This is a genomic window from Agrobacterium sp. CG160-95 (assembly GCF_053521725.1).
Genome location: NZ_JBNWDU010000001.1, coordinates 492,798 through 518,605, shown reverse-complemented (window position 1 = coordinate 518,605; position 25,808 = coordinate 492,798). Strand labels below are relative to the sequence as shown.

Sequence of the window (25,808 nt, the reverse complement as noted above, 5' to 3'; positions counted from 1 at the left end):
GCCCCGAGCATCTGCTACCTATCGATTTCGTGAGACGTTAGATCCTCGGGACAAGCCCGAGGATGATAGTGTCGGGGCCGATTGCTCCCCTTAACTCAGCCAACCCGGGCCAGCGGCTCATGCGCGCCGTAATATCTTCCAAACCGGTTTTCCAGGAATTTCGGCAGGGCCACTTCTTCCTGCCGGACAAACCCCTTCTGCGGCAGGGCGCCTTCCGCAAGCAGGTCGAGAACGGTGCAGATGCCGGCTGCGGTGGTGATCTGGATTGCGCTCATCATCCGGCCGGAAACGGGGCCGGCATAGACCTTGTTGGCATAGGTTTCCTGCAGGAAACGGCCGTTGCGGGTGCCGCAGACGGTGACGAAGACAATGACCACGTCCTGCATGGTGCCGGGCAGGGCGTTTTCGAACAGGTCCTTCAGCACATCGCGGCGGTTGCGCAGGTTGAGGTCGTTCAAAAGCGCCTTCATGATCGCGACATGGCCGGGATAACGGATGGTGCGGTAATTCATCGTCCGCACCTTGCCTTCCAGCGTCGCACATAGCGTGCCGAGGCCGCCCGAGGTATTGAAGGCCTCATAAGTCACGCCGTCGAGCGAGAACTCTTCGCGCTCTTCCAGCGCCGGAACGGCGGTGAGGCGGCCTTCGACGATGGCTTCGCAGGGCTCGATATACTCGTTGATCAGCCCGTCCGTGCTCCAGGTGAGGTTGTAATTCAGCGCATTGGACGGATATTGCGGCAGCGCGCCGACACGCATGCGCACGCTGTCCAGCTTGTCGAACCGGGCGGCAAGATCTGCGGCGACGATGGAGATGAAACCGGGGGCGAGGCCGCATTGTGGAATGAGCGCGGTCTCAGCCGTTTCCGCCAGTGCCTTGACCTTGCGGGTGGATTCGACGTCTTCAGTCAGATCGAGATAATGCGTGCCGACTGTAACCGCAGCTTCCGCAATGCCCGCCGTCAGGTGAAAGGGGGCAGCGGAAAGCACGGCAAACTTGCCTTTCAACAGCGCTTCCAGCGCCGGACGGTCGCCAATGTCGACGATTTCAGTGTCGACACGCTCATGCGCCGGCACATTCGTCAGCTGGTCTGCCGAGCGATCGGCAACCGTGATGCGATAATCGCCGGTGACAGCCAGCATCCAGGCGATGGCTGAACCGATATTGCCCGCGCCGATGACGACGATGTTTTTCATGTTTTTGTTCCCCGCAGTAAATTCATATGCCTCTGCGCACCGGATGCGCTTCATAGACAGAATGCCAGCTTTTTTGGACGATTCGCAGCTTCACTATGTGCGGATAGCGGGTTAATATTGGACAATTAGACGACAGGATTGGTCATTATGACGATTGCCGACAAGGACCGGGCGCTGCTCGCCCTGCTTTCCGAAAACGCCCGCATGCCGGTGGCGGAACTGGCCCGCAAACTCGGCCTTTCGCGTACCACCGTGCAGGCTCGCATCGAGCGGCTCGAGGCCGAAGGGGTGATCGCCGGTTATGGCCTGAGACTTTCGGAAAGCTATCTTTCCGGGCTGGTGCGCGCCCATGTGCTGATCACCATCGGGCCAAAGGCGCTGCCCGGCGTGACGGCGGCGCTCACCGCCATCAAGGAGGTGACAACGCTGCATTCGGTCAGCGGTACTTTCGACCTGATCGCCATTCTGGCAGCACCTTCCATTCTCGACCTTGACCGGTTGATCGACAGGATCGGCGCGCTGGACGGCGTGGAACGCACGCTATCGTCGATCATTCTTTCCACGCGGATTTCGCGGTAGGCGTTGGAGGGTTTGGCAGGCGAAAGGCGGACGAGTGCGCGCAATGCTCTCGTCTCCCTCATCCCTTTGACAAGCACAGAAATCAGGAAGGTGGGGGCTTGCCTTACCCTAACCCACCCCTCTCGTCATAAGCCTTCTGCGCCGCCAGCACCGCGTCCATGTTGCCCTCCGCCCAGTGGGCCAGTGCCGCAACCGTGTCGGTCAGCGTGCGCCCGAGCGGCGTCAGGGAATATTCGACCGTGACCGGCACCGTCGGAAAGGCCTGCCGCGAAATCAGGCCGTCGCGCTCGAGCTTTTTCAGCGTCTGAGACAGAACCTTCTGCGAAATGCCCTTGATTTCCCGCCGCAGCAGGTTGAAGCGCACCGCGTCCACCCGCAGCTTGTCGAGGATCAGCAGCGCCCATTTGTCAGCGATCCTGTCCAGCACCATGCGTGTGGGGCAGCGATCCTCGTAAACGTCATAGACATGTTCCATGGGTCTCATCCCGCTCTGAAAAGCCCGGGTCGGTTTCCTTGAGGATACCAGATAACCGGAAAGTGCTCTCTTTTCCTGATTTCGAATACGCAGTACGTATGTTTTCGAAACATGGTTTCTACTAGATACTACGGAGATTTGAGATGACTGGCAAGATACTCGTAATCGGCTCCACCGGCACCATCGGCACGCCGCTGGTAAAGGCGCTTCTGGCCAAGGGCGAAAGCGTGAAAGCAGCCTCGCGCACCGGCAAGGCAGCCGAAGGCGCGGAAGGGGTGCGCTTCGATTATACCGACGCCTCGACCTACACGGATGCCTTCGATGGCGTTGATCGTCTGTTTCTGATCCTGGCTGGCGGGCGTCTGGATGCAATCGACGCGCTGACGCCGGTTGTCGAGGAAGCTGCCCGCCGCAAGGTGAAGATCGTGTTTCTCAGCGTCTTCGGCGTCGATGCCGACGATTCCATTCCGTATCGCCAGGTGGAACTGAAGATCATCGCTTCCGGCGCGCCTTACGTCATTCTGCGCCCCAACTGGTTTGCCGATAATTTCCACACCTACTGGAAGGCCGGCATCGAACACGGCCAGATCGCCGTTCCGGCAGGCGAAGGCAAGTCGAGCTTCATCGACGTGCGCGATATCGCCGACAGTGCAGCGGCAGCGCTGACCTCGACGGCTTTCGACAATAAGGCGTTCAACCTGACCGGGCCGAAGGCTCTGAGTTACGGCGAGGCGGCCACGATCATCTCGCAGGCCATCGGCAAGCCGGTCGGCTATAGCGCGGTTTCGGACGATGTTTTCATCGGCATTCTGACCGGCGCTGGCGTTCCGAAGGATTACGCCGCCTTCCTCGCGTCGATCTTCTATCCGGTGCGCGAAGGCTGGACGTCGGCGGTCACCGGTGATGTCGAGACTTTGACCGGCCACGCACCGCGCTCGCTGGAAACCTATGTGGCCGACCATGTGGCCGCGCTGAAGGACTGACGCTCAGAAACGACACGCCCGTCGCGTCACGCCGGATCGGTGGAGCCGCGGCGGGCCTTGAACAACATCTTGAGCCGCTGGATATCATCCGCATTCCAGCCCTGCGGTGCGGTTACCTCCATCCACGCATCGATATAGTGCTCCGGCGCGTAAACATGGCCGTAACCGATCGGCGCCGTGGTGGCGGCGGCAACATCAAGACCGAGCTGCAGCAGGGTCACGACCGGGAACCAGCGGAAGGATGTGGAGACGTCAGGGCCGTGATGAACCATCCATTGCGGTCGCCGGTAAAGCGATGCGGCCTCGAAGAAGGTGATCGGGTCGCTGGCATATTGCAGATAGACGATGCGCATCGGGCCCCACTTCGCATCAGGCATATGCGCAGTGGTATATTGGTTGGCGAAGCGGATGACCGAGGAATCGCGGAAACGCGGCAGCCATTCCGGCGTACCCGCCACGCGCCCATTGGTGGCCATGCGCCATGTGGGGCTGGAAAAGGGCGGACCGCTCCACAGGGCACCCTGGAACGGGTCGGAGAGCACATCGTAAAGATCGGATGATTTCTGCGAGTTCAGCGAACCGAGGCTCAGCCCGTGCAGATAGAGTTTCGGGCGCGTTTCCTTCGGCAGGGTGGTCCAGTAACCGTAGACGGCCTGAAACAGCGCGCGCGCCGTTTCCACACCGTAATCCGGTTCGGTCAGAAGCGCGATCCAGCTGGAAAGATAGGAATATTGCACGGCAACGCTGGCGATATCCCCGTCGTGCAGATATTCGACCGTATCAAGCGCTTCCGGATCGATCCAGCCGGTGCCGGTGGGAATGACGACCAGCAACACCTTGCGCTCGAACCCGCCAACCCGCTTCAGCTCCTCCAGCGCAAGTGCTGCCCTTTCTTCGGGCGTTGCCGCAGAATTCAGGCCTGCATAGACCCTGAGCGGTTCCCTGGCCGGGCGGTGGGTGAAGGCGGAAATCTCCTGTGCCTCCGGCCCGCCGGCCACGAATTCGCGGCCTCTGCGGCCAAGCGATTCCCATGTCATCAGGGAAGCGCTGCTGCCGGTTTTGAGCGCATCGGAAGGGCGCGGTACATCCGGCTCGATCAGCGCATCCACCTGTTTCAGCGAGGAATCGGCAAACTTCAGGCCGATATCGAAGATCAGACCGTTCAGCAGCATCCATGACAGCACGATGGCGGCGGCGATACCGAGCACATTGGCGAGCCGGCGCGGCAGGAAGTGACGGCTGCGCACCGAGAAGAATCGCCGGATGAGCTGGAAAAGCCGTCCAGCGCCGATGAGGAGGGCGGAGACCAGTACCGCAACGCCGCCGGTCTTGGTGGGGTGGGCGCTGGGCAACGGATCGAGCTCCATCAGGATACGGATGGAATTCTGCCAGTCTTTCGCCTGCCAAAGAAACGCGATCGCCGTTATCGCGCTGCCAAGGGCGATGAGAAAGCGGATGCTGCGCCGGTTATGGCGCGAGGGGTGGGGCAATTCCAGATAGGTCCATATGGCGGTGAGCGCCACGCCGATCAGATAACCGATGGCAAAGGAAAATCCGCACAGCACACCCTGCATCAGCCATGTGCGCGGCAGAAGAGACGGCGTGAGCGAAGCGCAGAACAGAATAGTGCCAAAGACGATGCCGGTTGCCGAAAGACCCGCAAACAACCGCCCAACCCATTGTTTCAACAACTTGACTTGCCCCTTTTTCCCGCCGTCTGGCACGAGTGTAGTATGCGGCGGGCGAGGGTGCAAACCCTGTTCGCAGGATAAAAATCACAAGCATAGGAAAATAATCCTTTACAGCGTGACGGTGGTTTGATAGGTTTAGGTCACAGTCGGAGATTTGCGGCTGAGCGGCAAAGGTCGGTTTAGCCGATGCTCTTTCCGCGACACGTCACTTCTCTCGCAGGTCCACCTCATGGCAAATATCCGCAATTGCGATCTGGCGCTCCACGGCGTCTGGCAGGAAAGCTGCGCTTATGGCGGCGAGGGCAGGCTGGAGGCCGCACCCGAGATAAAATCGCGGGCCGACAAGCTGGCTGCCGAAGATGCGGCGCGCAATGGCAATCTGCGGCAATTGCTGAACGAGCTGACGGTTGAGATGCGCGAACAGTTCTGCATGTACCGCAACCTGCGGCAGACAAGCGAAGCGGCATTTTTATCAACGGTGGAGGATGCCTCGGGCAAGCAGGCGCGCGCCGACGTGAAGGCCGCAACGGATCAGCTTTCGCTGATTGTGCGCACACTGGAACGGATCGATGCCCTGCAACGGGTGCTGGCAGAAGAGAGGCAGGCTCTTGCCGGCGAGGACGAAGCCGATACCGAAGATTACGAAATGGCGGTGGCGCATTTCCTCAAACGCATCGACGAACTGGCGGAACAGAAATGCCGCGCGAGGCTGGAGGCCGATCTGGCTCGTAGTGCATCTACAGAAGCTGACACATGACGGATGTTTCGAGCGAACCCCAACTGCAAAAGCAGGTCTTCACCCTTCTGCGCGACTGGCGTTTCATCGGTAACCTGCCGCAGCAGCCGCCTGAGGGTGACTGGCGGACGTGGCTTCTGATCGGTGGGCGAGGATCCGGCAAGACCCGCGCCGGGGCCGAATGGGTGCACAGGATTGCGTCCGCCGGCAAGCAATCTGATTTGCGCATCGCGCTTGTTGCGGAAACGCTGGGGGATGCCCGTGAGGTGATGATTGACGGCATTTCCGGCATCTGCCGTATCGCCCGCCGTTGCCGTCCCGCCTTCGAGGTATCGCGCCGCCGGCTCATCTGGCCAAACGGGGCCATGGCGCAGGTGTTTTCCTCGGAAGACCCAGAAAGCCTGCGCGGCCCGCAATTTCACATGGCTTGGGCCGATGAACTTGGAAAATGGAAATATCCGCAGGAAACCTGGGACATGCTGCAATTTGGCCTGCGTCTGGGTGAGGCCCCACGGCAATTGGTGACGACGACGCCACGGCCCATTCCGCTCCTGAAGGCGCTTCTCGCCGACCCTTCGAGCCGGGTGGCCAAAATGCCGACGGCGATGAATGCGCAAAATCTCTCACCCGGTTTCCTGAAAGCCATGCACGACCGTTACGGCGGCACGCGGCTGGGGCGTCAGGAAATCGGCGGCGAACTGATTGATGAGCGCGAAGGCGCGCTGTGGAAACGTGCCGATCTGGAAGCAATTGTGGAAACCGACCATGAGCCGCTGGCGCGGATCGTGGTCGCGGTAGACCCGCCCGCCGGTATCGGTGAAAATTCCTGCTGCGGCATCGTGGCGGCCGGGCTTGGCATATCAGGCAAGTTGGTCGTGCTTGCGGATTGTTCGGTGGAAGGTGAAACACCGGCCGGCTGGGCGCGGGCTGTTGTCGCTGCCGTTCGCCGTCATGAGGGCGACCGGGTGGTGGCGGAAGTCAATCAGGGCGGCGAGATGGTGCGGGCAATGTTGCAGAGCATAGACGCCAATCTGCCGCTGACCCTGGTGCGGGCAAGCCGGGGCAAGTTCACCCGCGCCGAGCCGGTGGCGGCACTGTACGAACAGGGCAGGGTGCGCCACGCCGCACGGTTTGAAAAACTAACCGACCAGATGGCGGATTTCGGACCCGACGGTCTTTCATCCGGACGCTCGCCCGACCGGCTGGATGCGCTGGTCTGGGCAATAACGGCGTTGACGACGAGTGTTGCGAGTGAGCCGAGGGTGCGCGGAATGTGATATCGGCGCTAATTGGCCCCATGAATGAGAGCCAATTGCCTATCCAGCCGACGCATATTGGTTCTTCTCCCCGGCGGGGAGAAGAAATTCGGGTCGCCGTTAACGCCCAAAATCGGACGTCTGTCAGATGCTACTTCTTCGGAGACTGCGCGGGTTTCGGCTGAGAACCGGTTTCGCGCATCTGGCGCCACTCGTTTTCGAGCCGGTCATAAACGGTCTGGGGGATTGTCGCTGTCATGGTGGCATTCCTCCTTGAATGGTCAACGCTGCGGAAGTGCGCGGTGAATGGAGTTAGCGCGCTAAGGTTCCGCAACTCAAGGAATTTTTTACCTCAAAACCCCGGTCAGCGGATTAAAATCGATTAGGATTTTTTAAATCGATTTAGTTCTGACGGCCGTCATGTGGAAAAAACAAAGGGTGATATCGCCCCCGATTTTCAGGAGCCGGTTGTGGCCTATGACGAGGCGCGATTCTTCGCGTCGGCGCGAATTTCCATCTACGGTGGTCGCCTGCGAGCTGCACAGCTTGACGGCACGAAGACGATCCTGGCCGGTTTCGGCAAGGCCCTGCCGGGTGGTGATCCCCGCTGGCTCGCCTACATGCTGGCCACGACTTTTCACGAGACGGCTGCGACCATGCAGCCGGTGCGCGAGACATTGGCGGCAAACGATGCCGAGGCGATCGCAAGGCTGGACCGGGCCTTTGCGGCAGGCAGGCTGCCCATGGTGCGCAAACCCTATTGGCGGCCAGACGCCGAGGGCAAAAGCTGGCTCGGGCGCGGTTTCGTGCAACTGACGCATCGCCGCAATTACGAGGCCATGTCGCAGCTGACCGGTGTGGACCTTCTGGCGCGCCCAGAACGCGCCATGGAACCGGATGTGGCAACCGCGATCCTGATCCACGGCATGGTAGCCGGAAGCTTTACCGGCCGGAAACTTGCCGATGTCTTCGAGGGCAAGCGTGAGGATTGGGAGGGTGCGCGCGCCATCATCAATGGCCGCGACCGGGCGCGGCTTGTCGGGGACTACGGCCAGGCATTTCATCGCGCCCTTTTGGCGGCGCGGATTGAACCGGCGCGGGCCAGATGATAACCCGTTAGCAAGCGCCGCAAGGGCCATATTCGAATTTTGCATGACAGGTGACACCGTGATCCGCCATATCGTTTTTTTCACCGTTCCCGAGGAAAACCGCGACGCCGTGCGCAAGGGGCTCTCCGGCCTCACCGCCATACCGCATTCGCTGAAGCTGGAAATCGGCGAGAATGTGAAGAAGGACCAATGGGGCAATTCGGTCGATTTCATCGTTTATGGAGAGTTCGAAAACGAGGCGGCGCTCGCGGCCTACAAAGCCGACCCCGCTTATGATCTTTCGACGCGCACGGTGAAGCCGCTGCGCGAGACGCGGGTTGCCGCTGATTTCAACAGCGATACGGCAGTGAAAGCGCCAATCCGGTAAGTTTCGTCAAGACTCGGGCCCTCCACCCTCATTCCTGTGCTTGTCACAGGAAGCCAGCCGACGCGCGTCTGCGCGGCGAAAAGGAGTGCTTTCAGTCCAAAAACTTGGGCTGGCTGAATCCCTGTGACGAGCACAGGGATGAGTGCCTGGCGGGAAACTGAGCCCGCATTAAAACAAGGACAATTTCATGCGATTTCCGTTTTCCCTGCCGTGGCGGCGCCCGGCGGATGGCAGAGCCGTGCCTGAACGCAAGACAGCGGCGGGCGGCTTCATGGCGGTTGCGGCGCAGGGTGGGCAGGCATTCTGGTCCGGCCGCTCCTATGCCGCACTCGCACGCGAGGGCTTCATGAAAAACCCGGTAGCGCACCGCGCCGCCCGCATGGTGGCAGAAGCCTCCGCATCGGTGAGCTGGCTGCTTTATGATGGCGATGAGGAGATCGGCGATCATCCGCTGCTCGCACTTCTAGGCAAGCCCAGCGCTCATATGGGCGGGCCGGACTTTTTCGAGACGCTGTATGGCCATCTGATGTTGGCTGGCAACGCCTATATCGAACCGCTAGTGGTCGGCGAACGACTGCGCGAGCTGCATCTTCTACGGCCGGACCGGGTGAGCATCATCGAAGGCGCGGATGGCTGGCCCGTGGGTTACGATTATCGTGCCGAGGGCCGCGCCATCAGGCGCATTGCCGCTGAACGTGACGGGCTGGGGCTGCTGCACCTGAAGCTTTTTCATCCGCTGGACGATCGGGCCGGGTTCGCGCCACTTGCTTCGGCGGGCGCGGCTCTCGATCTCCACAATGCCGCAAGCCAGTGGAACAAACGTCTGCTCGACAATTCCGCTCGCCCTTCCGGTGCGCTGGTCTATCAGCCGAAAGAGGGTGGCAATCTCTCCACCGAGCAATATGAGCGGCTGAAGCGCGAGCTGGAGGAAGGTTATCAGGGCGCGATGAATGCAGGCCGGCCGCTTCTTCTGGAAGGCGGTCTCGACTGGAAGGCCATGGGGCTTTCGCCGCGCGATATGGATTTTCTGGAAGCACGCAACGGTGCCGCACGCGACATCGCGCTTGCACTCGGCGTACCGCCGATGCTGATCGGCATTCCCGGCGACAATACCTATGCCAATTACCAGGAGGCAAACCGCGCTTTTTATCGTCTCACCGTGCTGCCGCTCGTCAACCGCACGGCGGCACGGCTCTGCGGCTGGCTATCGCCGATTTTCGGCTCCGGGCTGCGGCTGGAACCGGATCTTGACAGGATCGCCGGTCTTGCCGGTGAGCGGGACGCCCTGTGGACAAGGATCGGCGCAGCATCGTTTCTGACCGACGAGGAAAAGCGGGAGGCGGTGGGGTATTAGCCACCGTGCTTGAGCCACCGGGCTGCGTCTTCGACCAATTTCTGAACCAGCGGAATCGTTTTGTGAGGTTCGCCGTTCAAGCGATTCTGAAGACTCGCGAAATGGCGTTTTGAAACTGCACACCCGACCTGCGGGCGACGCGACGCGTCTGTCCGATTTTTCACATCCTAAACCGGAATGATTACCCATGTCTGAATTCGCCAATGAAGGCGGCATCTGGGCCGCCCGCATCACCGGTGCCGTCGCAGGCGCGGGTGTGTCGCTCGTCTACCTCCTGCCGAAAAGCAAACGCGAGGCGGCGAGCCGTTTCGTGACCGGCGTCTCCTGCGGCATGATCTTCGGCGGCCCCGTGGGCCTGTGGATCGTGCAGCAACTCGAGATTGCCGGCGCGCTTTCCGGCCGGGAAATCATGGTGGCGGGCTCCGCCGCTGCCAGCATGGTGGCCTGGTGGGGGCTTGGCCTGCTGGTGCGCGTGGCCGACCGCTACAACGCCCGTCCGCGCGCTTAGCCTCGACGCGGCACCCCTTTTCACATCGTAGGAGTTTCCCATGCACGTCTATCGCGGGCCGCGCCCCGCCACGCGCAAATTCGCCAATCTGGAACTGCGCGGCATAGCTGGCGACGGCACGTTTTCCGGTTATGCCAGCGTCTTCGGCGAGGTCGATCTCGGCCGCGACGTGATCGAGCGCGGCGCTTTCCGCCGCTCCATCAAGGAACGCGGTGCGGGCGGTATCCGGATGCTCTACCAGCACGATCCGGCCGAGCCGATCGGCGCATGGCGTACCATCCGCGAGGATGAGCGCGGGCTTTACGTGGAAGGTGTTCTCGCCCCCGGCGTCGCCCGTTCGCGCGAGGTCCATTCGCTGATGAAGACAGGCGCGCTGGACGGGCTTTCGATCGGTTTTCGCACGGTACGTTTCAGCAAGGAGGGGCGCTCCGGCAAGGCGGCACGCTCTGGCGTCAGGCGCATTCTGGAGGCCGATCTCTGGGAAATCTCTGTGGTGACCTTTCCGATGCTGCCGTCCGCGCGGGTATCGGATGTCAAACACGCCCGCTTCTTCCGCGACCGCGAAACCGAGCTGGTGCGCACCATGCGCCGCGCGGCGCGTTCGCTTTTCGACACAGCCTTCAAACGCTGACTTCCTCCCAAACACTTCCGAAAACAAGGATGGCGACATGACAGACCAGATGACAAAACCGGCCGCAATGACGGTTGCGCCGCAGGTGAAGGCCGTGCCCGATACGATGACGGCGGCCTTCGACGAGTTCATGGAGGCCTTCGAGGCCTTCCGCGACACCAACGACCAGCGGCTTTCCGATATCGAACGCAAGATGGGGTCCGACGTCGTGACCCGCGACAAGCTCGACCGCATCGACAAGGCGCTCGATGACAACCGGAAGATCATGGACGATCTGGCGCTCAAGAAAGCGCGCCCGGCGCTCGGCCGCAAGCAGGCGCATTCCCTCGATACGGATGAGCACAAGGCCGCCTTCGAGGCCTATATCCGCCGGGGTGAGGAGGGCGCGCTGCGCGATCTGGAGGCCAAGGCCTTTGCCGGATCGACAGGCGCCGATGGTGGTTATCTGCTGCCCACCGAAACGGATGGCGAGATCGGCCGCCGCATGACGGCGATTTCACCGATCCGGTCGCTTGCGACCGTGCGGCAGGTTTCCACTGCCGTGCTGAAGAAGCCGTTTTCGCCGGGTGGATTTGCCACCGGCTGGGTTTCTGAAACGGCGGCTCGCCCCGAGACGACGACACCGAAGCTCTCCGAACTTTCCTTCCCGACCATGGAACTCTACGCCATGCCTGCCGCAACACAGGGGTTGCTGGATGATGCGGCCGTGGATATCGAGGCCTGGATCGCCTCGGAAGTGGACATTGCCTTTGCCGAACAGGAGGCAGCGGCGTTCATCGCCGGCGACGGTACCAACAAACCGAAGGGTTTCCTCTCCTATACGGCCGTCGCCAATGACAGCTGGAGCTGGGGCAATATCGGTTATGTCGCCACCGGTGTTGCGGGTGGCTTCGCCTCCGCGGGGCCAATGGATGTGCTGCTGGATGCCGTCTATGGACTGAAGGCAGGCCACCGCCAGAACGGCAACTTCGTGATGAACCGCAAGACGCAAGGGGCGCTGCGCCGCTTCAAGGATACCAGCGGCGCCTATCTCTGGCATCCGCCCGCTGCCGCCGGGCAGCCCGCCTCGCTGATGGGCTTTCCGGTGGTGGAGGCCGAAGACATGCCGAATGTCGCGGCAAACAGCTTCGCCATCGCTTTCGGTGATTTCCGCGCCGGTTACCTCGTGGTGGACCGCACCGGCGTGCGCATCCTGCGCGATCCCTATTCGGCAAAACCCTATGTGCTGTTCTACACCACCAAGCGCGTGGGCGGCGGCGTGCAGAACTTCGAGGCGATCAAGCTGGTGAAGTTCGGGGTGAATTGACCACAATCTTCCCCGTCACACCGGACCAAGTCGGGGGTGACGGCGTGCGGATGCTACATTTTCGCCAAACGTTTTCGGCCGGAATTCTTTCTGTCCCATATCCGGAGACCCCATGACCTATGCCCTCATTCATCCGCCGCAGGCGGAGCCGCTGACGCTTGCCGAGGTGAAGGCGCATTTGCGTCTCGACGGCGGCGACGAGGATGCGCTGCTCGCTGCGCTGATCCTTACCGCCCGCGAGCATCTGGAACGTACGACGGGACTTTGCCTGATACGCCAGACCTGGCGGCTCTATCTCGACCGGTGGCCGCCGAGTGGCATGATTCTGATTGGTAAGGGACCGGTGCAAACCATCGAAACGATTCTGGTTTTTGACGGTCAAGGGCGCGCGGCCGACATCACAGCCGCCGACAGATTGCTTGACGGTGAGGCGCGCCCGGCGCGGCTGTGGCTGCGCGACCCGCCAGCACCCGGACGGGTGATGAACGGCATCGAGATCGACTTCATTGCCGGTTACGGTGAGGCGGGAACCGATGTGCCCGATACGCTGAAACGCGCCATGCTGATGCATGTGGCCCAGATGTTCGCCTTCCGCGGCGCCGTTGCTCTGGAAAATCAACCCGCAGCGGTTCCGGCCGGTTACGAGCGGCTGGTGTCGCCGTTCTGCCGTGTGGGGCTCTGAGCCATGAACCTCGTTTTTCTCGACCCCGGCAAGCTTACGGCGCGGTTGGAACTTGAGGTGCGCAACGGGGTAACGGACGGGCAGGGTGGGGTCGCGGAAAGCTGGAGTTTCCTGCGTTCGCTCTGGGCGGCTATCGAACCTGTTTCGAATGCCTCGCATGAGCGGGCCTCGGCTGAGGGCGTAACAATCACCCACCGCGTCTGGCTGGTCTGGCGCAGCGACATTGTTGCCGGCATGCGCTTTCGCAAGGGACGGCGCATTCTGGCGATCCGGGCCGTGATGGATCCGGACGAGACCCGCCGTTTCATCGTCTGCCGCTGTGAGGAGGAAAGCCCGTGAGTGCCGCAAATGTGCTTCTACAGGCGATTTTCGCAAGACTTTCCGGCGACGCTGCTCTGATGGCGCTTATCCCCGGCGGTATCGTCGACCGGCTTTTGCCGCGCGCCGTCCTGCCCTTGATCGTTATCGGCGAACTTGAAAGCCGCGATTACTCCACCGCGACGGAAAAGGCCGAAGAACATTTTCTGTCGCTGGACATCTGGAGCGATGCCAATGGCCGCATGTGCGCGGGTGAGATTGCCGGGCGGGTGAAACCCCTGCTCGACGATGCCGCCCTTCCGCTTGTCGGTATCTCGCTCGTCAATCTGCAGCTTCTCTCCAGCCGTTCGCGGCGCGAGCCGAAGACACGGAACTTCCTCGCAGAAATGCGTTTCAGGGCGGTAACGGAATAGGGTCGGTTCAGGAATTCTGTTTGCGCACGGTGCGCCAGAGCACGATCAGCAGCAGAAACGAAATGCTGATCAGCACGGCGGCGATGGTGAGCATGGCCGCCACCCCGCCGCGATCCAGCGCCAGCGTGAAAATGATGGGCGCCACGGCAATGGCAAGGTTTTGCGGCAGGGAGATACGCGCAGCCTGAAGGCCATATTGTTCTGGTGAAAATACTGCGAGCGGCAACACCGCGCGACTGACGGTGAGCACGCCCGCGCCAAAGCCGAAGAAAATGATGAAGCCGATGAAAGCGGGCATGGCCGGGGCAAAAACGAGCAATAGCACGAAGGATGCGAGCAGCATACCTAAGCCGATCATGCAGGTGACGAAGGGATTGCCGTGTTTTCCAAGCAGAAAATCCAGCCCGCGCGCCATGATCGCAAGCACGCTGCGCACGGCTGCCAGTTGCACGGCGAGCGATTGCGATGCGCCGGCATGGACCAGCAGCAGAGGCAGGAGCGGCGAAAAGCCAAAGGCTGTGAAGGCGCTAAGCGTCGTCATTGCCGCCAGAAGCAGAAAGGCGCGCCGCGTATCGACAGGCGATGTCGAGACCGCAGCGCCTTTCGAAGTGCCCTGAGTATTGCTCGTCCTTCGTCCGGGAAGGACAAAAACATAGAGTGGGAGAAGCACGAATATCTGCAGACAGGCATATACCAAAAGGGTGCCGCGCCAGCCCAGGTGCTGATCTGCGACGGTGGTGACGGGCAGGAAAACCGCTGCCGAAAGTCCGGTAAACACCATCAGAAGCGTCAGCGACCGGCCACTTTCCGCGCCGACACGTTCCACCACAGCCGTATGGGCCGCCGTCGTCAGGCCGCAGGTCGCGGCCAGACCCATCACGACCCAGCCGAGGACGTAGCTTATCACGCCGCCCGCAAAGGCGAGCACGACAAAACCCGCCGTGAACAGCAACGAACCCGCCACAAGAACAGGGGCGGCACCACGGCGCACCAGCGTTCTTCCCAGAAGCGGGCCGCAGAGGGCGCTGATCGTCATCATGACGGTGAGACCGGCAAAAACGACCTCGTTTGCGATGGCCAGTTCCTGTCCGATGCGTGGCCCCAGTATGGCCAGCATGTCGAAACCGGTGCCCCAGCTGACGACCTGCCCAACCGCAAGCACGCCGATAAGGCGCGCGCGAGACGTGAAGGGGGTGGCATCAGACATGATGAAAATCGCGGGTGCGAGATGCGGGAATGCTTTTGGTAGCAGGCCAGTTGCGACCCGGCAACATCAAACGAGACGACATCAATCGAAACGAGAGGGAGAACACCATGGTGGCGCAGAAGGGCAAGGACCTGCTGCTGAAGTTCAACAACGCCGGCTCCTATGTGACCGTGGCGGGGCTCAGAACCAAGCGTCTGGCCTTCAACGCGCAGGCGGTCGATATTACCGACGGCGAAAGCGCCGGGCGCTGGCGCGAGCTTCTGGCCGGCGCCGGCGTGCAGCGGGCATCGCTGACGGCGTCGGGCATCTTCAAGGATCAGGCAAGCGATGCGCTGGTGCGTGGCGCATTTTTCGCCGGCTCCATTCCGGGCTGGCAGATCGTCATTCCTGACTTTGGCACGATCACCGGGCCGTTCCAGATCGTCGCGCTCGAATATTCCGGTCGCCACGATGGCGAAGTGCAATTCGAGACCGCGCTGGAATCGGCCGGTTTCCTTAATTTCGGAGCACTGTGATGCCGCAAGGGTTACGTTACGGGCGGGCGAACCGCCATCGCGGCGAGATCGAGGCGCTGATCGATGGCGAAAGGCGCGTTCTTTGCCTGACGCTCGGCGCTCTCGCCGAACTCGAAACCGCCTTTCAGGCCGATGATCTCACCGCGCTCGCCGAACGTTTCGCAGCCGGACGTATGAAGGCGACCGATATGATACGGGTGATCGGCGCAGGTCTGCGCGGCGCGGGCAACGTGTTTTCCGATGAGGACGTGGCCGCAGCCACGGTGGAAGGCGGCGTTGCCGGCCACGCCGCCATCGTCGCCGATCTCCTGACAGCCACCTTTGCCGGTTCGAGGGGCACGCCGCCGGACCCTTGAGTGCCGCAGCAGGTGAGGTGGGCGATCTGACGCCGCGTCCTTTTCCCTGGGAGGCGGTAATACACACCGGTTTCCACCTGCTGCGGCTTTCCTCCGAAACCTTCTGGCGGCTGACGCCAAGGGAATTCTTTGCCATGACCGGCGGCATCCGCCCCGCTTTCCACACCCTCGACCGCCCGGCGATGGATGCGATGATGCGACGGTTTCCGGATGGGTGAGTGTGGTTTGCTATTTTGGGGGACGGGCATCTTTCGTGAAAACGACCAGGCAATTCAAACATCTACGGTTCCGTTTTGAATCAGAAAGGCAAGCGTGATGGCAGGCGAAGTATCGATTGCGGACAGTCGCGAGGAAGCGGAAGCGCTCTCGGAGGTGATGGGTGATCTCGAACGGCGTTCCGAGCGGTTCGGGGCGGCGTTGACTTCTGCCATGCAGGCCGCGGTGACGGGCGGCAAGGGGTTGGATGACGTGTTGCGCGGGCTTGGCGAACGGCTCTCCGGCATTGCGCTTTCCGCCGGGCTGAAGCCGCTTGAGAACATGATCGGCAATGCTGTGGGCGGGCTTTTGAATGGCGGCGGTTCGCTGTTTGCCTTTGCCGATGGCGGGGTGCCGGGACGCAGTATCACGCCCTTTGCCGATGGCGGTGTGGTCGCAAGCCCGGCCTTCTTTCCGATGGGCGGCGGGCTTGGCCTGATGGGCGAAGCGGGTGCCGAGGCGATCCTGCCGCTGAAGCGTGGTTCGGATGGGGCGCTCGGTGTTGCCGCACCGGCGGGTGGCGGCGGCGCGCAGATCGTTTTCAATGTGACGGCGACGGATGCGGCGAGCTTCAGAAAAAGTGAAGGCCAGATCGCCGCCATGCTGGCGCGCAGCGTCGGGCGTGGCCAGCGCGGCCTGTGACGGATTGGACCTCCTCCCTGCAAGACCTCTGTGTCGAGCGTGACCCTTCCATCTTTCCCAGACTATCAAAACGAATCCAGGAACAACGACATGGCGGCATTTCATGAAGTGCGGTTTCCGCTGAGGCTGGCGCTTGGCGTGAGCGGCGGGCCGGTAAGGAGAACCGATATCGTCAACCTTTCCAATGGGCGGGAGAACCGCAACCAGCGTTGGAAGAATGCCAGACGCGCCTATGACGCAGGGTCGGGCATTCGCTCCGTTGCCGATCTTTACGAGGTGCTGTCCTTTTTCGAGGCGCGGCGCGGTGAACTCCATGGCTTTCGGTTTCGCGACCCGGTGGATTTCAAATCATGTCCGCCGGGCCAGACACCTGCTGCAAGCGACCAGAAGATTGGCACCGGTGACGGCACGACGACGGCTTTTCAGCTGGTGAAGACCTATGCCGATGCGGGCGGTTCTTTCACCCGGCGGGTGGAGAAGCCGGTCGAGGCTTCGGTCATCATCTCAGTCGATGGGGTGAAAGCCGTTTTGTCGGATTTTTCGGTCGACCATGCGACCGGTACGGTGACGTTTCGCGCCGGTAAGGCGCCGCCTGCCGGTGCCGCAATTCGGGCCGGTTTCGAATTCGACGTGCCGGTGCGATTTGCAATCGACCGCATCGACGTGAACCTCACCGCCTTCGAGGCGGGCCGCATTCCCTCCATTCCATTGATGGAAATCCTGCCATGAAGACCATTCCTGCCGCTTTGGCCGAACATCTGGCGGGCGAGGCCACGACCACCTGCCATTGCTGGAAAGTGACGCTGAAGGACGGCGAGGTCATCGGTTTTACCGACCATGACGGTACCCTTTCCTTCGCCGGTACCGCCTATCTGGCCGCAAGCGGCTTTGGTGCGAGTGACAGCGACAGCGAGGCCGGACTTGGCGCGAGTGCGGGCGAAGTGACGGGCGGCTTTTCCAGTGAGGCGATTTCCGAAAGCGATCTGGCCGCCGGACGTTTCGATGGTGCGCAGGTGGCGCTCTACCTCGTCAACTGGCAGGTGCCGGAACAGCATGTGCTGCTGAACATGCGCGAAATCGGTGAGGTGACACGGGCGGGCGGAGCGTTTCGTGCCGAGCTGCGCAGCATCGCCCATCGTCTTTCCCAGCCGCAGGGCAGGGTCTATGGGCGGCGCTGCGATGCCGCCCTTGGTGATCGGCGATGCGGCGTCGATCTCAATCGATTTACCGGCACCGGCAGCGTTGCGGGCACGGACGCGGCGGGCAACCTGCTGGTGACAGGGCTGGACGCTTTCGCCGATGGTTTCTTCAGCCGTGGGAAATTGCAGTTTCTGAGCGGCCAACTTGCCGGCAAGGGTTTCGATCTCGACGGCCACGAGAAACGCGATGGCGCCACGCTTCTGTCCTTTTGGCTCGCTCCGGAGCAACCGCCGCAGCCGGGTGATGTTTTTTCCGTCATCGCCGGTTGCGACAAGAGTTTTGCGACCTGCAAGGCCAAATTCGCCAATCACCTGAACTTTCGTGGCTTTCCGCATCTGCCGGGGGCGGATTTCGCCTATTCCTACGCCAGCGGCGGCCAGACCCATGACGGCAAGGCGCTGTTTCCATGAGCATTACCTCAGAAAAAGTGCTGGCGGTCGCGCAAGGCTGGATCGGCACGCCCTACCGGCATCAGGCATCGTTGCAAGGCGTTGGCTGCGATTGCCTCGGCCTTGTCAGGGGCATCTGGCGCTCGCTTTACGGCGAGGAACCGGAACTGCCGCCGCCCTACGCACCAGATTGGGCCGAGCGGGGCGGCGAGGACCGGTTGCTGGAGGCCGCGAAACGTTATTTTTCGGCGGTGCCTGATATGGAAGAGGCTATGCCGGGCGACCTGCTGCTGTTCCGCTGGCGGGCCGATGCAGCGGCGAAACATCTCGGCATCCTCGCCGGGCCGCAGCATTTCATCCATGCCTATGAACAGGTGGCAGTTGTGCGCTCGGCGCTGGTGCCCGGCTGGAAGCGACGTATTGCCGGCGTCTTCCGTTTTCCCGAACCCTGACATTTTTCGAGGCGACCATGGCGACCATTCTCTTTCAGGCGGCGGGTGCAGCACTCGGCGGCGTTTTCGGCCCCGTGGGTGCCATCATCGGCCGCGCGGCTGGCGCGCTGGCAGGCCATGCCGTCGACCGCGCGCTGCTTTCGAACGGGCGGACGGTGTCCGGCGCCCGGCTTTCCACAGCGCGTATTCCGGGTGCGGACGAAGGCGCGGCCATCAACCGGCTTTACGGCACGGCGAGGATCGGCGGCACGCTGATCTGGGCGACGCGCTTTGAGGAAAGCGTCGAGGTGACGCGTCGCGGCGGCAAGGGCAATCGCGGCCCGAAGGTCGAGACCTTTCGCTACTTCGCCAATCTCGCCGTCGGGCTGTGCGAGGGCGAGGCGGCCATGGTGCGGCGCGTCTGGGCCGATGGGCGGGAACTGGACCTGAGCGCCATCGAGATGCGCTTTTATCCCGGCAGCGAGACGCAATTACCGGATCCGCTGATCGAGGCAAAACAGGGCGCAGGCAATGCACCCGCCTTTCGCGGGTTGGCCTATGTGGTGTTCGAACGCCTGCCGCTTGACAGCTATGGCAACCGCATTCCGCTGATGCAGTTCGAGGCGGTGCGACCGGTCGGCCGGCTGGAAAAAGCCATCCGTGCCATCACCGTCATTCCCGGTGCGACGGAACACGGTTACGCCACGGCGCAGGTTTCGGAACGCACCGGCATGGGTGAAAGCCGCATCATGAACCGCAATTGCCTGACGGCCTTGACCGACTGGCAGGCCGCGATCGACGAATTGCAGGCGCTGTGCCCCAATCTGCAAAGCGTGGCGCTGGTGGTGAGCTGGTTCGGCACCGACATGCGCGCGGGCGAATGCCGCATTCTGCCGGGTGTGGAAGTGGCAGGTCGCGACAGGGAAAGTGCGGCATGGTCCGTCGCCGGTGTTTCGCGTGGGCAAGCGCATCTCGTCAGCCATCACGGCGGCGGCCCGGCCTATGGTGGCACGCCGGATGATCAAAGCGTTGTGCAGGCGATAGCCGACCTCAAGGCGCGTGGTCTGAAGGTCTGCCTTTATCCATTCGTGATGATGGATGTGCCAGCCGGCAACGGCCTGCCGGACCCCTACGGCAAAGGCGAGCAGGACGCCTATGGCTGGCGCGGACGCATCACCTGTTTTCCGGCACCGGGCCTGGCAGGTTCGCCCGACCGCAGTGCAGGCACGCGCACGGAGATTTCCACCTTGTGCAACCGCACTGAGGGGTATCGCCACATGGTGCTGCATTATGCGGCGCTGGTGGCGCAGGCGGGTGGGGTGGATGCCTTCCTGATCGGCTCGGAGCTGCGCGGGCTGACAAGCCTGCGCGACCATAACGACGCCTTTCCTTTCGTGGAGGAACTGGTGCGGCTGGCGGCGGATGTGCGCGCCGTTGTCGGGTCGGCAACGAAACTGACCTATGGCGCGGACTGGAGCGAATATTTCGGCTATCAGCCGGCGGACGGTTCCGGCGACGTGTTCTTCAATTTAGATCCGCTGTGGGCAAGCCCTGATATCGATGCCATCGGCATCGACAATTACATGCCGCTTTCCGACTGGCGCGACGAGGATGCTGCAAACGGCAATCCTGATGGTATGAGCGGCCCGGACGATGCTAACGCCCTCCGTTATGCCATCACGGCGGGCGAGGGTTTCGACTGGTATTACGCCAGCGATGCCGACCGCGCGGCGCGGCGACGCAAGCCCATCACTGATGGTCTCAGGGGCAAGCCGTGGGTATTCCGCTACAAGGACCTGCGAAGCTGGTGGCAGAATCCCCATTTTGACCGGGTGCGCGGCGCGGAGAAGTTGACGCCAACCGCATGGGTGCCGGGGTCGAAACCGATCTGGTTCACCGAACTCGGCTGCCCGGCGGTGGACAAGAGTGCGACGCGCCCGAATGTCTTTCCCGATCCGAAATCGGCGGAAAACGCTTATCCCTATTTTTCCCGCAGAAGCCGCGCCGATAGCCAGCAGCGACGGTTTCTGGAGGCGCATCTCGACCACTGGAGGGGGAAGGGCGATGCGGCGATGGTGGATCCGAACCGCGTCTATATGTGGACCTGGGATGCGCGGCCGTTCCCCGCCTTTCCGCAGAACGGCGCGGCCTGGAGCGATGGGGCCAACTGGCGTACCGGCCATTGGCTGAACGGCCGGCTTGGGACTGCCACGCTTGCCGATACCATCGCCGCGATCCTGACGGACCATGGATTTTCCGGCTTCGACGTCTCCGCCGTCAGTGGCGATCTGACGGGGTATGTGCAGGGCGACGTGACCTCGGCCCGCAACCTCCTGGAGCCGCTGATGTCGGCGTTTCAGGTGGATGTGGCCGAGGACGGCGGAACCCTGCGCTTCCGCTCGCGCAATACGGCGGTTCTGCCCGTGCGTGACGCTGCCGTGCTGGCCGATCTGGACGACGAACCGCTGTGGTCGGAAAATCGCGGACATGACAGTGATTTCGCCGCAGAGGCCGTGCTGACCTCGTTCAATCCGGCGCTGGACTACGAGCAGGCGAGTGTGCGTTCGCGCCGTATCGACAATGCCGGCAGCCGCGTCATGCGGCTCGACCTTAGCGCGGCACTCCCGGCGGAAACAGGGGAAGTCGCGGCTGAGGCCCTGTTGCGTGACAACAGGCAGGCACGGCGCACACTGCGTTTTGCGTTGCCGCCCGCAGATATCGCTCTGGAACCCGGCGATTGCATCCGTCTCCCGCAGAGTGTGTTTTCGGAGGCTCCGGCAGGGAGGTTCCTGGTCAGCCGGATTGAGGACGGTACTGTACGGCAGGTGGAGGCGCGCGCCTTTTCCGCGGCATCCGTCGCCTTTGCGGGCGCTGTGGATGAGCGTCGTGTTGGCGGGGCAAACGGCGCGGAAGGCTTTGCCCCGGAGGTGCTGTTTCTCGACCTGCCGCGCCATGACGGCACAGCGTCTGAAAATTCGGCGCGGATTGCCGTTTTTGCACGGCCATGGCGGCCAATCGTCGTTTCGTCCTCCGCCGGCACGGAGGGCTACCGGCAGCGCGCCGTGCTTGACCGGCCCGCGATGATCGGCACGTTGGCCATGCCGCTGACATCAGGCCCCTCCGGCCGTTTCGACCGGCAAAACACCATCCTGATCGATCTGCCATCCAGCGAGCTTTCCTCGGCCACGGAGCTTTCGGTGCTGAACGGCGAGAACCGCATGGCGGTGAGGGCCGCAAACGGTGTTTGGGAGATCATCGCTTTCGCGCGCGCGGAGGAAATTGCGCCCGCGCGCTGGCGGCTTTCCGCTTTGTTGCGTGGGCTTGGCGGCACGGAAGATGCATTGGCCATTGGCGCGCCGGTGGGCGCCCCTGTTGTGGTGCTGGACGCGGCGGTGCAGCCGCTCGGTCTTGCCGCGACCGAACGCGGACGGCGGCTGAACTGGATCGCCGAGGCGGCGGGAATGGCGGGCGCCCCCGCCGGTCCTTTTGTCTTCGAGGGTGGCTTGCGGGCTGAAACGCCGCTTGCGCCGGTGCATCTTGCGGCCGAGCGGCGCAGGGACGGCATTTTGCTGCGCTGGGTGCGCCGAGGCCGGATGGAGGCCGATGGCTGGGACGCGAGCGAGATACCGCTGGAAGAGCCGTTCGAGCGTTACCGCGTGGAGGTGCTGGATCGCGAGGCCGTTCGACGCACGGCAGAGGTCTCCGAACCCTTCTGGCTGTACCCCAGAGCGGGCGAACTCACAGATTTCCCGACCTTGCGGGATCACATTTCCGTGCGTGTCCGTCAGCTCGGCCGTGCGGTGCCTCTGGGAGTGGCGGCGCACGCCGTTCTCCCACTCTGACAACCACCTGAAAAACAACGCAAAGGACGAGATTATGGAGAGTACCAAGGCATGGTATCAATCGCGCACGATATGGGGCGCCCTGGTTGCGGTTTTCGCACCGCTTTTCAGCGTCGCTGGTCTTGATCTTCCCGCCGGCCTGCACGGCGAGCTGGCGGAGGGACTGGTGACCGTTGCGGGCGGAATTGGCGGCCTCGTCGCACTTTACGGCCGCCTTTCGGCAACCCGTGCCATCCGCTGACGCCAGTTGCGCCCATACCGTCCCCGCCGTGCGTCGTGGCGTCGGGGGCGGCATTCATTTGCCATTCAGACGCTTTGCGCTACATATTCGGTCACAATACGGTTCGAGACGCAGCCGATTTTTTTGGAAGATTTGTGCAATGGCATCACCTCTCATCATCGCGACGCTTGCAGCCGGGCTTTCCGGTTTCACGGCGCCCGAGGCTGATTTGCAGGGCCATTACATTCTGGCTGCAAGCGATTGCGGCGCGGCCGTTGCCCGCGTGGTGCGCGAAACCGGTGGCCAGCTTCTTTCGGTCTATCCCTCCGGTGACGGTCAGTCCTGTGTAGTTACCGTTCTCGTCCAGGGTAATGGCGAGCGCCCGCGCAAGGTAACGATGCGCGTGCCGATGTAGCCTTGCCCGCATCGCCGAAATATCGGAAAACAATCCGACACAGTTAGCATGACCGGCGACGCGCGCGCGGGCCGGGACGTAAGGAAAGGGCGGATAATGCGTATTCTCGTGGTTGAGGACGATGCCAATCTCAATCGTCAGCTGACCGACGCGCTGAAAGAAGCCGGTTATGTTGTCGATCAGGCATTTGACGGCGAGGAAGGCCATTATCTCGGCGATACCGAACCCTATGACGCGATCGTTCTGGATATCGGCCTGCCGCAGATGGACGGCATCACCGTCGTCGAGAAATGGCGCGCGGCGGGCAAGGCCATGCCGGTCCTCATTCTCACGGCCCGTGACCGCTGGAGCGACAAGGTGGCGGGTATCGATGCCGGTGCCGACGATTACGTGACCAAGCCCTTCCATGTGGAAGAAGTTCTTGCCCGCGTGCGTGCGCTCATCCGCCGCGCCGCTGGCCACGCTTCCTCCGAACTCGTCTGCGGACCGGTCAAGCTCGATACCAAATCCTCCAAGGCAACGGTCAACGGCGTGACGCTGAAGCTCACCTCGCATGAGTTCCGCCTGCTTTCCTATCTCATGCATCACATGGGCGAGGTCGTCTCGCGCACGGAGCTGGTCGAACATATGTACGATCAGGATTTCGACAGGGATTCCAACACGATCGAGGTGTTTGTCGGACGTTTGCGCAAGAAGCTCGGGGTTGATCTGATCGAGACCATCCGTGGCCTCGGTTACCGGATGCAAGCGCCGGCAGATGCGAAGTAGCTCTCTTACCGCCCGCGTTCTTCTTCTCGCCTCGGCCTGGTCGGCGCTGGCGCTGGTGGTCATTGCCGTCGTGATCTCGACGCTCTACCGGCAGGGCGTGGAGCGCAGCTTCACCGATCTTCTGCGGGCGCAGCTTTATAACGTCATTAATTCCGTGACGATTTCGAACGAGAATACGCTGGCCGGCAGCCCGCAGCTCGGCGATCTCCGGTTCTCGCAGCCCGATACCGGCTGGTACTGGGTGGTGGAGCCGCTCGGCAATTTCCAGACGGCACCGCTGGTCTCCTCTTCGCTCGGCGTCGCGTCCTTGCCGGTGCCGAGCATTATCGATGCTCCCTTCGATAACAGATACGAGCGTTTTTATGCCGTGACCGACGAGGCGGGCAACAAGGTGCGGGTGGCGGAAACGGAAGTCGTGCTGGATGGTGAAGGCCGTGCGGCGCGTTTCCGCGTTTCCGGCAACCTCAACGTCGTTGAAGACGATGTGCGCAATTTCTCCAACAGCCTTTATCTGGCGCTCGCCGTCTTCGGCGTCGGCAGTCTGGTCGTCAATGGCCTTGCGATTCTCTACAGTCTGCGGCCGCTCGATCAGGCCCGTCTGGCGCTCGGAAAGATCAGGGGCGGGGAGGCGGAAAGCCTCGAAGGCGAATTCCCGCGCGAAATCCAGCCGTTGGCGAACGAAGTCAATGCGCTGATCGACAGCAACCGGCGCATCGTCGAGCGCGCCCGCATGCAGGTCGGCAATCTCGCACATTCGCTGAAAACGCCGATTGCCGTGCTTCTGAACGAGGCCCGCACGCTGGAGCCGCAGCATGGCGATCTGGTGCGCGCGCAGGCTGACGCCATGCAGGCGCAGGTGCAATCCTATCTTTCCCGCGCCCGCATTGCCGCCCAGCGCGGCTCGATCCTTGCCCGTGTGGAAGCGGAGCCGGCGCTGGAACGGCTGGTGCGCGTCATGCGCCGCCTCAACCCCGACAAGCAGTTCGAGCTGAATTTCGAGCATCCGGGGGCGGTGCTGGGCATGGAACAACAGGATCTGGAGGAGATCGTCGGCAATCTTCTGGAGAATGCCGCGCGTTTTGCACAGACCAAAGTCGTCGTCACGCTTGCGACCGGCACTCACCCGTCCTCCGACCCCGAAATGGGCCGGCGCTCATGGGTGGAGTTGATCGTGGAGGATGACGGGCCGGGGCTGGAGCCCGGGCAGATAAGCGAAGCGATGAAGCGCGGCAGGCGGCTGGACGAAAGCCGTCCGGGCACCGGCCTCGGATTGTCGATCGTTTCCGAAGTGGTGTCTGAGTACCATGGCCACTTTTCCCTCTCGCGCAGCGGGATAGGTGGCCTGAAAGCCGATCTGATTTTGCCTGGCCTCTCGAAAGAGCTTGCGTGAGGCAAGAAAAAAGGCAAGAAATTCAATGCCGATATATAACGCGCGGTGCGGTAAGGAAAAGAGGACAGGGTTTGGTTGACGTGTATGATGGCTGCCGCTCCGTGACGATGCGTTCGCTGGTGTCACGCCCGGCACTTCTCTCGATCCTGTGCGTATCGATGCTGAGCGCCTGCACCACCACGGGCACCCGCTCGGCCGGTGGCAGTCTGTTCGGCGGTTCGGCACAACCTTCAACGCCGTTCCTTGCCAACATGCAGGGCGGCATTGTCGGACGAAGCGGTCTGCAGCTCGAAAAGGGCGACCGCACCAAAGCGCTCGAGGCCGAATATCGCGCACTGGAAACCGCCCCGGTCGGTACGCCGGTGACATGGACCGGCGACGATGCCAGTGGCCAGGTGGTTGCCAATGCGCCCTATCAGGTGGGCAACCAGAATTGCCGGCAATATTCCCACACGCTGACTGTCGATGAAAAGGAAACCCGGGTTCGCGGTGCGGCCTGTCGCAATGCCGATGGCAGCTGGTCTCCTTTGACGTAAATCAAGGTCATGGACCTTTCCGAGTGACAGGAAGGGCT

At 62.3% G+C, this 25,808-nt stretch carries 30 protein-coding genes; 26 read left to right on the top strand and 4 right to left on the bottom strand.

What is annotated here, in order from left to right:
- Positions 1 to 95: 95 nt before the first annotated feature.
- Positions 96 to 1,196: a saccharopine dehydrogenase family protein gene (locus tag ACQZ63_RS02590; RefSeq protein ID WP_003512083.1), complete on the bottom strand. Its 1,101-nt coding sequence runs from the start codon at positions 1,194 to 1,196 to the stop codon at positions 96 to 98.
- 147 nt (positions 1,197 to 1,343) lie between these two features.
- On the opposite strand from ACQZ63_RS02590, the gene ACQZ63_RS02585 reads away from it, so the two are divergent.
- The gene (locus ACQZ63_RS02585; protein ID WP_003512084.1) at positions 1,344 to 1,775 is read left to right on the top strand and encodes an Lrp/AsnC family transcriptional regulator; all 432 of its coding nucleotides are present in this window, start codon (positions 1,344 to 1,346) and stop codon (positions 1,773 to 1,775) included.
- Between the two features lie 103 nt (positions 1,776 to 1,878).
- Here ACQZ63_RS02585 and ACQZ63_RS02580 read toward each other — a convergent pair whose 3' ends face one another.
- Positions 1,879 to 2,250 carry a winged helix-turn-helix transcriptional regulator gene (locus ACQZ63_RS02580; protein WP_019564087.1) on the bottom strand — a complete coding sequence of 124 codons (372 nt, stop codon included), beginning with the start codon at positions 2,248 to 2,250 and terminating at the stop codon, positions 1,879 to 1,881.
- Between the two features lie 143 nt (positions 2,251 to 2,393).
- Here ACQZ63_RS02580 and ACQZ63_RS02575 point away from each other — a divergent pair, with 143 nt between their 5' ends.
- Positions 2,394 to 3,233: an SDR family oxidoreductase gene (locus ACQZ63_RS02575; protein ID WP_113555913.1), complete on the top strand. Its 840-nt coding sequence runs from the start codon at positions 2,394 to 2,396 to the stop codon at positions 3,231 to 3,233.
- Positions 3,234 to 3,259: 26 nt separating this feature from the next.
- On the opposite strand, the gene ACQZ63_RS02570 is transcribed toward ACQZ63_RS02575, so the two are convergent.
- Complete coding sequence (locus tag ACQZ63_RS02570; protein WP_162763641.1) at positions 3,260 to 4,900, bottom strand: alpha/beta-hydrolase family protein; 1,641 nt, start codon at positions 4,898 to 4,900, stop codon at positions 3,260 to 3,262.
- 253 nt (positions 4,901 to 5,153) lie between these two features.
- Here ACQZ63_RS02570 and ACQZ63_RS02565 point away from each other — a divergent pair, with 253 nt between their 5' ends.
- The 11 genes from ACQZ63_RS02565 to ACQZ63_RS02515 all read left to right on the top strand — a co-directional run bounded on the left by ACQZ63_RS02565 (position 5,154) and on the right by ACQZ63_RS02515 (position 13,604).
- A complete protein-coding gene (locus tag ACQZ63_RS02565; RefSeq protein ID WP_013635731.1) occupies positions 5,154 to 5,681 on the top strand; it encodes a hypothetical protein in 528 nt (175 codons plus the stop codon).
- Positions 5,678 to 6,937, top strand: coding sequence for a DNA-packaging protein (locus tag ACQZ63_RS02560; RefSeq protein WP_162763631.1), 1,260 nt, complete (start codon positions 5,678 to 5,680; stop codon positions 6,935 to 6,937). Before ACQZ63_RS02565 ends, ACQZ63_RS02560 begins: the two co-directional genes overlap by 4 nt.
- 449 nt (positions 6,938 to 7,386) lie before the next feature.
- Entirely contained in the window at positions 7,387 to 8,025 is a 639-nt protein-coding gene (locus tag ACQZ63_RS02555; RefSeq protein WP_113556040.1) for a lysozyme family protein, read from the top strand.
- Between the two features lie 43 nt (positions 8,026 to 8,068).
- The gene (locus tag ACQZ63_RS02550; RefSeq protein WP_003512096.1) at positions 8,069 to 8,392 is read left to right on the top strand and encodes a Dabb family protein; all 324 of its coding nucleotides are present in this window, start codon (positions 8,069 to 8,071) and stop codon (positions 8,390 to 8,392) included.
- Between the two features lie 187 nt (positions 8,393 to 8,579).
- On the top strand, positions 8,580 to 9,746 hold the full coding sequence (locus ACQZ63_RS02545) for a phage portal protein (protein ID WP_013635734.1): 1,167 nt from the start codon (positions 8,580 to 8,582) through the stop codon (positions 9,744 to 9,746).
- A gap of 187 nt (positions 9,747 to 9,933) precedes the next feature.
- On the top strand, positions 9,934 to 10,254 hold the full coding sequence (locus tag ACQZ63_RS02540; protein ID WP_003512100.1) for a DUF6107 family protein: 321 nt from the start codon (positions 9,934 to 9,936) through the stop codon (positions 10,252 to 10,254).
- A 40-nt stretch (positions 10,255 to 10,294) separates the two neighbouring features.
- Positions 10,295 to 10,885 (top strand): HK97 family phage prohead protease, encoded by a 591-nt coding sequence (locus ACQZ63_RS02535; protein WP_112155263.1) that lies wholly within the window; start codon positions 10,295 to 10,297, stop codon positions 10,883 to 10,885.
- A 37-nt stretch (positions 10,886 to 10,922) separates the two neighbouring features.
- Positions 10,923 to 12,191: a phage major capsid protein gene (locus tag ACQZ63_RS02530; protein WP_113555911.1), complete on the top strand. Its 1,269-nt coding sequence runs from the start codon at positions 10,923 to 10,925 to the stop codon at positions 12,189 to 12,191.
- Positions 12,192 to 12,303: 112 nt separating this feature from the next.
- Positions 12,304 to 12,873: a head-tail connector protein gene (locus ACQZ63_RS02525; protein ID WP_113555910.1), complete on the top strand. Its 570-nt coding sequence runs from the start codon at positions 12,304 to 12,306 to the stop codon at positions 12,871 to 12,873.
- Positions 12,874 to 12,876: 3 nt separating this feature from the next.
- Positions 12,877 to 13,212 (top strand): phage head closure protein, encoded by a 336-nt coding sequence (locus tag ACQZ63_RS02520; protein ID WP_113555909.1) that lies wholly within the window; start codon positions 12,877 to 12,879, stop codon positions 13,210 to 13,212.
- Positions 13,209 to 13,604: a DUF3168 domain-containing protein gene (locus ACQZ63_RS02515; protein ID WP_113555908.1), complete on the top strand. Its 396-nt coding sequence runs from the start codon at positions 13,209 to 13,211 to the stop codon at positions 13,602 to 13,604. The genes ACQZ63_RS02520 and ACQZ63_RS02515 overlap by 4 nt, the downstream gene beginning before the upstream one ends.
- 7 nt (positions 13,605 to 13,611) lie before the next feature.
- Here ACQZ63_RS02515 and ACQZ63_RS02510 read toward each other — a convergent pair whose 3' ends face one another.
- Complete coding sequence (locus ACQZ63_RS02510; RefSeq protein WP_162763630.1) at positions 13,612 to 14,811, bottom strand: MFS transporter; 1,200 nt, start codon at positions 14,809 to 14,811, stop codon at positions 13,612 to 13,614.
- A gap of 107 nt (positions 14,812 to 14,918) precedes the next feature.
- Between ACQZ63_RS02510 and ACQZ63_RS02505 the strand changes: the two genes are divergently transcribed.
- The 13 genes from ACQZ63_RS02505 to ACQZ63_RS02445 all read left to right on the top strand — a co-directional run bounded on the left by ACQZ63_RS02505 (position 14,919) and on the right by ACQZ63_RS02445 (position 25,770).
- Positions 14,919 to 15,326: a phage major tail protein, TP901-1 family gene (locus ACQZ63_RS02505; protein ID WP_003512111.1), complete on the top strand. Its 408-nt coding sequence runs from the start codon at positions 14,919 to 14,921 to the stop codon at positions 15,324 to 15,326.
- Positions 15,326 to 15,682, top strand: coding sequence for a gene transfer agent family protein (locus ACQZ63_RS02500; RefSeq protein ID WP_111783216.1), 357 nt, complete (start codon positions 15,326 to 15,328; stop codon positions 15,680 to 15,682). The genes ACQZ63_RS02505 and ACQZ63_RS02500 overlap by 1 nt, the downstream gene beginning before the upstream one ends.
- Complete coding sequence (locus ACQZ63_RS02495) at positions 15,679 to 15,900, top strand: rcc01693 family protein (RefSeq protein WP_013635743.1); 222 nt, start codon at positions 15,679 to 15,681, stop codon at positions 15,898 to 15,900. The genes ACQZ63_RS02500 and ACQZ63_RS02495 overlap by 4 nt, the downstream gene beginning before the upstream one ends.
- Before the next feature lie 97 nt (positions 15,901 to 15,997).
- Positions 15,998 to 16,579: a phage tail tape measure protein gene (locus ACQZ63_RS02490; RefSeq protein WP_111783215.1), complete on the top strand. Its 582-nt coding sequence runs from the start codon at positions 15,998 to 16,000 to the stop codon at positions 16,577 to 16,579.
- 90 nt (positions 16,580 to 16,669) lie between these two features.
- Entirely contained in the window at positions 16,670 to 17,308 is a 639-nt protein-coding gene (locus tag ACQZ63_RS02485; protein WP_013635745.1) for a TIGR02217 family protein, read from the top strand.
- Positions 17,305 to 18,189 (top strand): DUF2163 domain-containing protein, encoded by an 885-nt coding sequence (locus tag ACQZ63_RS02480; RefSeq protein ID WP_113555907.1) that lies wholly within the window; start codon positions 17,305 to 17,307, stop codon positions 18,187 to 18,189. The genes ACQZ63_RS02485 and ACQZ63_RS02480 overlap by 4 nt, the downstream gene beginning before the upstream one ends.
- Positions 18,186 to 18,620, top strand: a complete 435-nt coding sequence (locus ACQZ63_RS02475) for a C40 family peptidase (RefSeq protein WP_113555906.1) — start codon at positions 18,186 to 18,188, stop codon at positions 18,618 to 18,620. Before ACQZ63_RS02480 ends, ACQZ63_RS02475 begins: the two co-directional genes overlap by 4 nt.
- Positions 18,621 to 18,637: 17 nt before the next feature.
- The gene (locus ACQZ63_RS02470; protein WP_448799079.1) at positions 18,638 to 22,441 is read left to right on the top strand and encodes a baseplate multidomain protein megatron; all 3,804 of its coding nucleotides are present in this window, start codon (positions 18,638 to 18,640) and stop codon (positions 22,439 to 22,441) included.
- Positions 22,442 to 22,475: 34 nt separating this feature from the next.
- Entirely contained in the window at positions 22,476 to 22,682 is a 207-nt protein-coding gene (locus ACQZ63_RS02465) for a hypothetical protein (RefSeq protein WP_003512133.1), read from the top strand.
- A gap of 139 nt (positions 22,683 to 22,821) precedes the next feature.
- A complete protein-coding gene (locus ACQZ63_RS02460) occupies positions 22,822 to 23,076 on the top strand; it encodes a hypothetical protein (RefSeq protein WP_003497070.1) in 255 nt (84 codons plus the stop codon).
- A 96-nt stretch (positions 23,077 to 23,172) separates the two neighbouring features.
- Positions 23,173 to 23,844 carry a response regulator transcription factor gene (locus ACQZ63_RS02455; protein WP_003512135.1) on the top strand — a complete coding sequence of 224 codons (672 nt, stop codon included), beginning with the start codon at positions 23,173 to 23,175 and terminating at the stop codon, positions 23,842 to 23,844.
- The gene (locus ACQZ63_RS02450) at positions 23,834 to 25,234 is read left to right on the top strand and encodes a sensor histidine kinase (RefSeq protein ID WP_003512137.1); all 1,401 of its coding nucleotides are present in this window, start codon (positions 23,834 to 23,836) and stop codon (positions 25,232 to 25,234) included. The genes ACQZ63_RS02455 and ACQZ63_RS02450 overlap by 11 nt, the downstream gene beginning before the upstream one ends.
- A 107-nt stretch (positions 25,235 to 25,341) precedes the next feature.
- The gene (locus ACQZ63_RS02445; RefSeq protein ID WP_025592860.1) at positions 25,342 to 25,770 is read left to right on the top strand and encodes a membrane protein; all 429 of its coding nucleotides are present in this window, start codon (positions 25,342 to 25,344) and stop codon (positions 25,768 to 25,770) included.
- The last annotated feature ends 38 nt before the right edge of the window (positions 25,771 to 25,808 follow it).

Excerpts from the sequence above, each read along its gene's own strand:
- ACQZ63_RS02590 (WP_003512083.1), bottom strand. The coding sequence starts at position 1,196 with ATGAAAAACATCGTCGTCATCGGCGCGGGCAATATCGGTTCAGCCATC.
- ACQZ63_RS02585 (WP_003512084.1), top strand. The coding sequence starts at position 1,344 with ATGACGATTGCCGACAAGGACCGGGCGCTGCTCGCCCTGCTTTCCGAA.
- ACQZ63_RS02580 (WP_019564087.1), bottom strand. The coding sequence starts at position 2,250 with ATGGAACATGTCTATGACGTTTACGAGGATCGCTGCCCCACACGCATG.
- ACQZ63_RS02575 (WP_113555913.1), top strand. The coding sequence starts at position 2,394 with ATGACTGGCAAGATACTCGTAATCGGCTCCACCGGCACCATCGGCACG.
- ACQZ63_RS02565 (WP_013635731.1), top strand. The coding sequence starts at position 5,154 with ATGGCAAATATCCGCAATTGCGATCTGGCGCTCCACGGCGTCTGGCAG.
- ACQZ63_RS02560 (WP_162763631.1), top strand. The coding sequence starts at position 5,678 with ATGACGGATGTTTCGAGCGAACCCCAACTGCAAAAGCAGGTCTTCACC.
- ACQZ63_RS02550 (WP_003512096.1), top strand. The coding sequence starts at position 8,069 with ATGACAGGTGACACCGTGATCCGCCATATCGTTTTTTTCACCGTTCCC.
- ACQZ63_RS02545 (WP_013635734.1), top strand. The coding sequence starts at position 8,580 with ATGCGATTTCCGTTTTCCCTGCCGTGGCGGCGCCCGGCGGATGGCAGA.
- ACQZ63_RS02540 (WP_003512100.1), top strand. The coding sequence starts at position 9,934 with ATGTCTGAATTCGCCAATGAAGGCGGCATCTGGGCCGCCCGCATCACC.
- ACQZ63_RS02535 (WP_112155263.1), top strand. The coding sequence starts at position 10,295 with ATGCACGTCTATCGCGGGCCGCGCCCCGCCACGCGCAAATTCGCCAAT.
- ACQZ63_RS02530 (WP_113555911.1), top strand. The coding sequence starts at position 10,923 with ATGACAGACCAGATGACAAAACCGGCCGCAATGACGGTTGCGCCGCAG.
- ACQZ63_RS02525 (WP_113555910.1), top strand. The coding sequence starts at position 12,304 with ATGACCTATGCCCTCATTCATCCGCCGCAGGCGGAGCCGCTGACGCTT.
- ACQZ63_RS02520 (WP_113555909.1), top strand. The coding sequence starts at position 12,877 with ATGAACCTCGTTTTTCTCGACCCCGGCAAGCTTACGGCGCGGTTGGAA.
- ACQZ63_RS02510 (WP_162763630.1), bottom strand. The coding sequence starts at position 14,811 with ATGTCTGATGCCACCCCCTTCACGTCTCGCGCGCGCCTTATCGGCGTG.
- ACQZ63_RS02505 (WP_003512111.1), top strand. The coding sequence starts at position 14,919 with ATGGTGGCGCAGAAGGGCAAGGACCTGCTGCTGAAGTTCAACAACGCC.
- ACQZ63_RS02500 (WP_111783216.1), top strand. The coding sequence starts at position 15,326 with ATGCCGCAAGGGTTACGTTACGGGCGGGCGAACCGCCATCGCGGCGAG.
- ACQZ63_RS02490 (WP_111783215.1), top strand. The coding sequence starts at position 15,998 with ATGGCAGGCGAAGTATCGATTGCGGACAGTCGCGAGGAAGCGGAAGCG.
- ACQZ63_RS02485 (WP_013635745.1), top strand. The coding sequence starts at position 16,670 with ATGGCGGCATTTCATGAAGTGCGGTTTCCGCTGAGGCTGGCGCTTGGC.
- ACQZ63_RS02480 (WP_113555907.1), top strand. The coding sequence starts at position 17,305 with ATGAAGACCATTCCTGCCGCTTTGGCCGAACATCTGGCGGGCGAGGCC.
- ACQZ63_RS02475 (WP_113555906.1), top strand. The coding sequence starts at position 18,186 with ATGAGCATTACCTCAGAAAAAGTGCTGGCGGTCGCGCAAGGCTGGATC.
- ACQZ63_RS02470 (WP_448799079.1), top strand. The coding sequence starts at position 18,638 with ATGGCGACCATTCTCTTTCAGGCGGCGGGTGCAGCACTCGGCGGCGTT.
- ACQZ63_RS02465 (WP_003512133.1), top strand. The coding sequence starts at position 22,476 with ATGGAGAGTACCAAGGCATGGTATCAATCGCGCACGATATGGGGCGCC.
- ACQZ63_RS02460 (WP_003497070.1), top strand. The coding sequence starts at position 22,822 with ATGGCATCACCTCTCATCATCGCGACGCTTGCAGCCGGGCTTTCCGGT.
- ACQZ63_RS02455 (WP_003512135.1), top strand. The coding sequence starts at position 23,173 with ATGCGTATTCTCGTGGTTGAGGACGATGCCAATCTCAATCGTCAGCTG.
- ACQZ63_RS02450 (WP_003512137.1), top strand. The coding sequence starts at position 23,834 with ATGCGAAGTAGCTCTCTTACCGCCCGCGTTCTTCTTCTCGCCTCGGCC.
- ACQZ63_RS02445 (WP_025592860.1), top strand. The coding sequence starts at position 25,342 with ATGCGTTCGCTGGTGTCACGCCCGGCACTTCTCTCGATCCTGTGCGTA.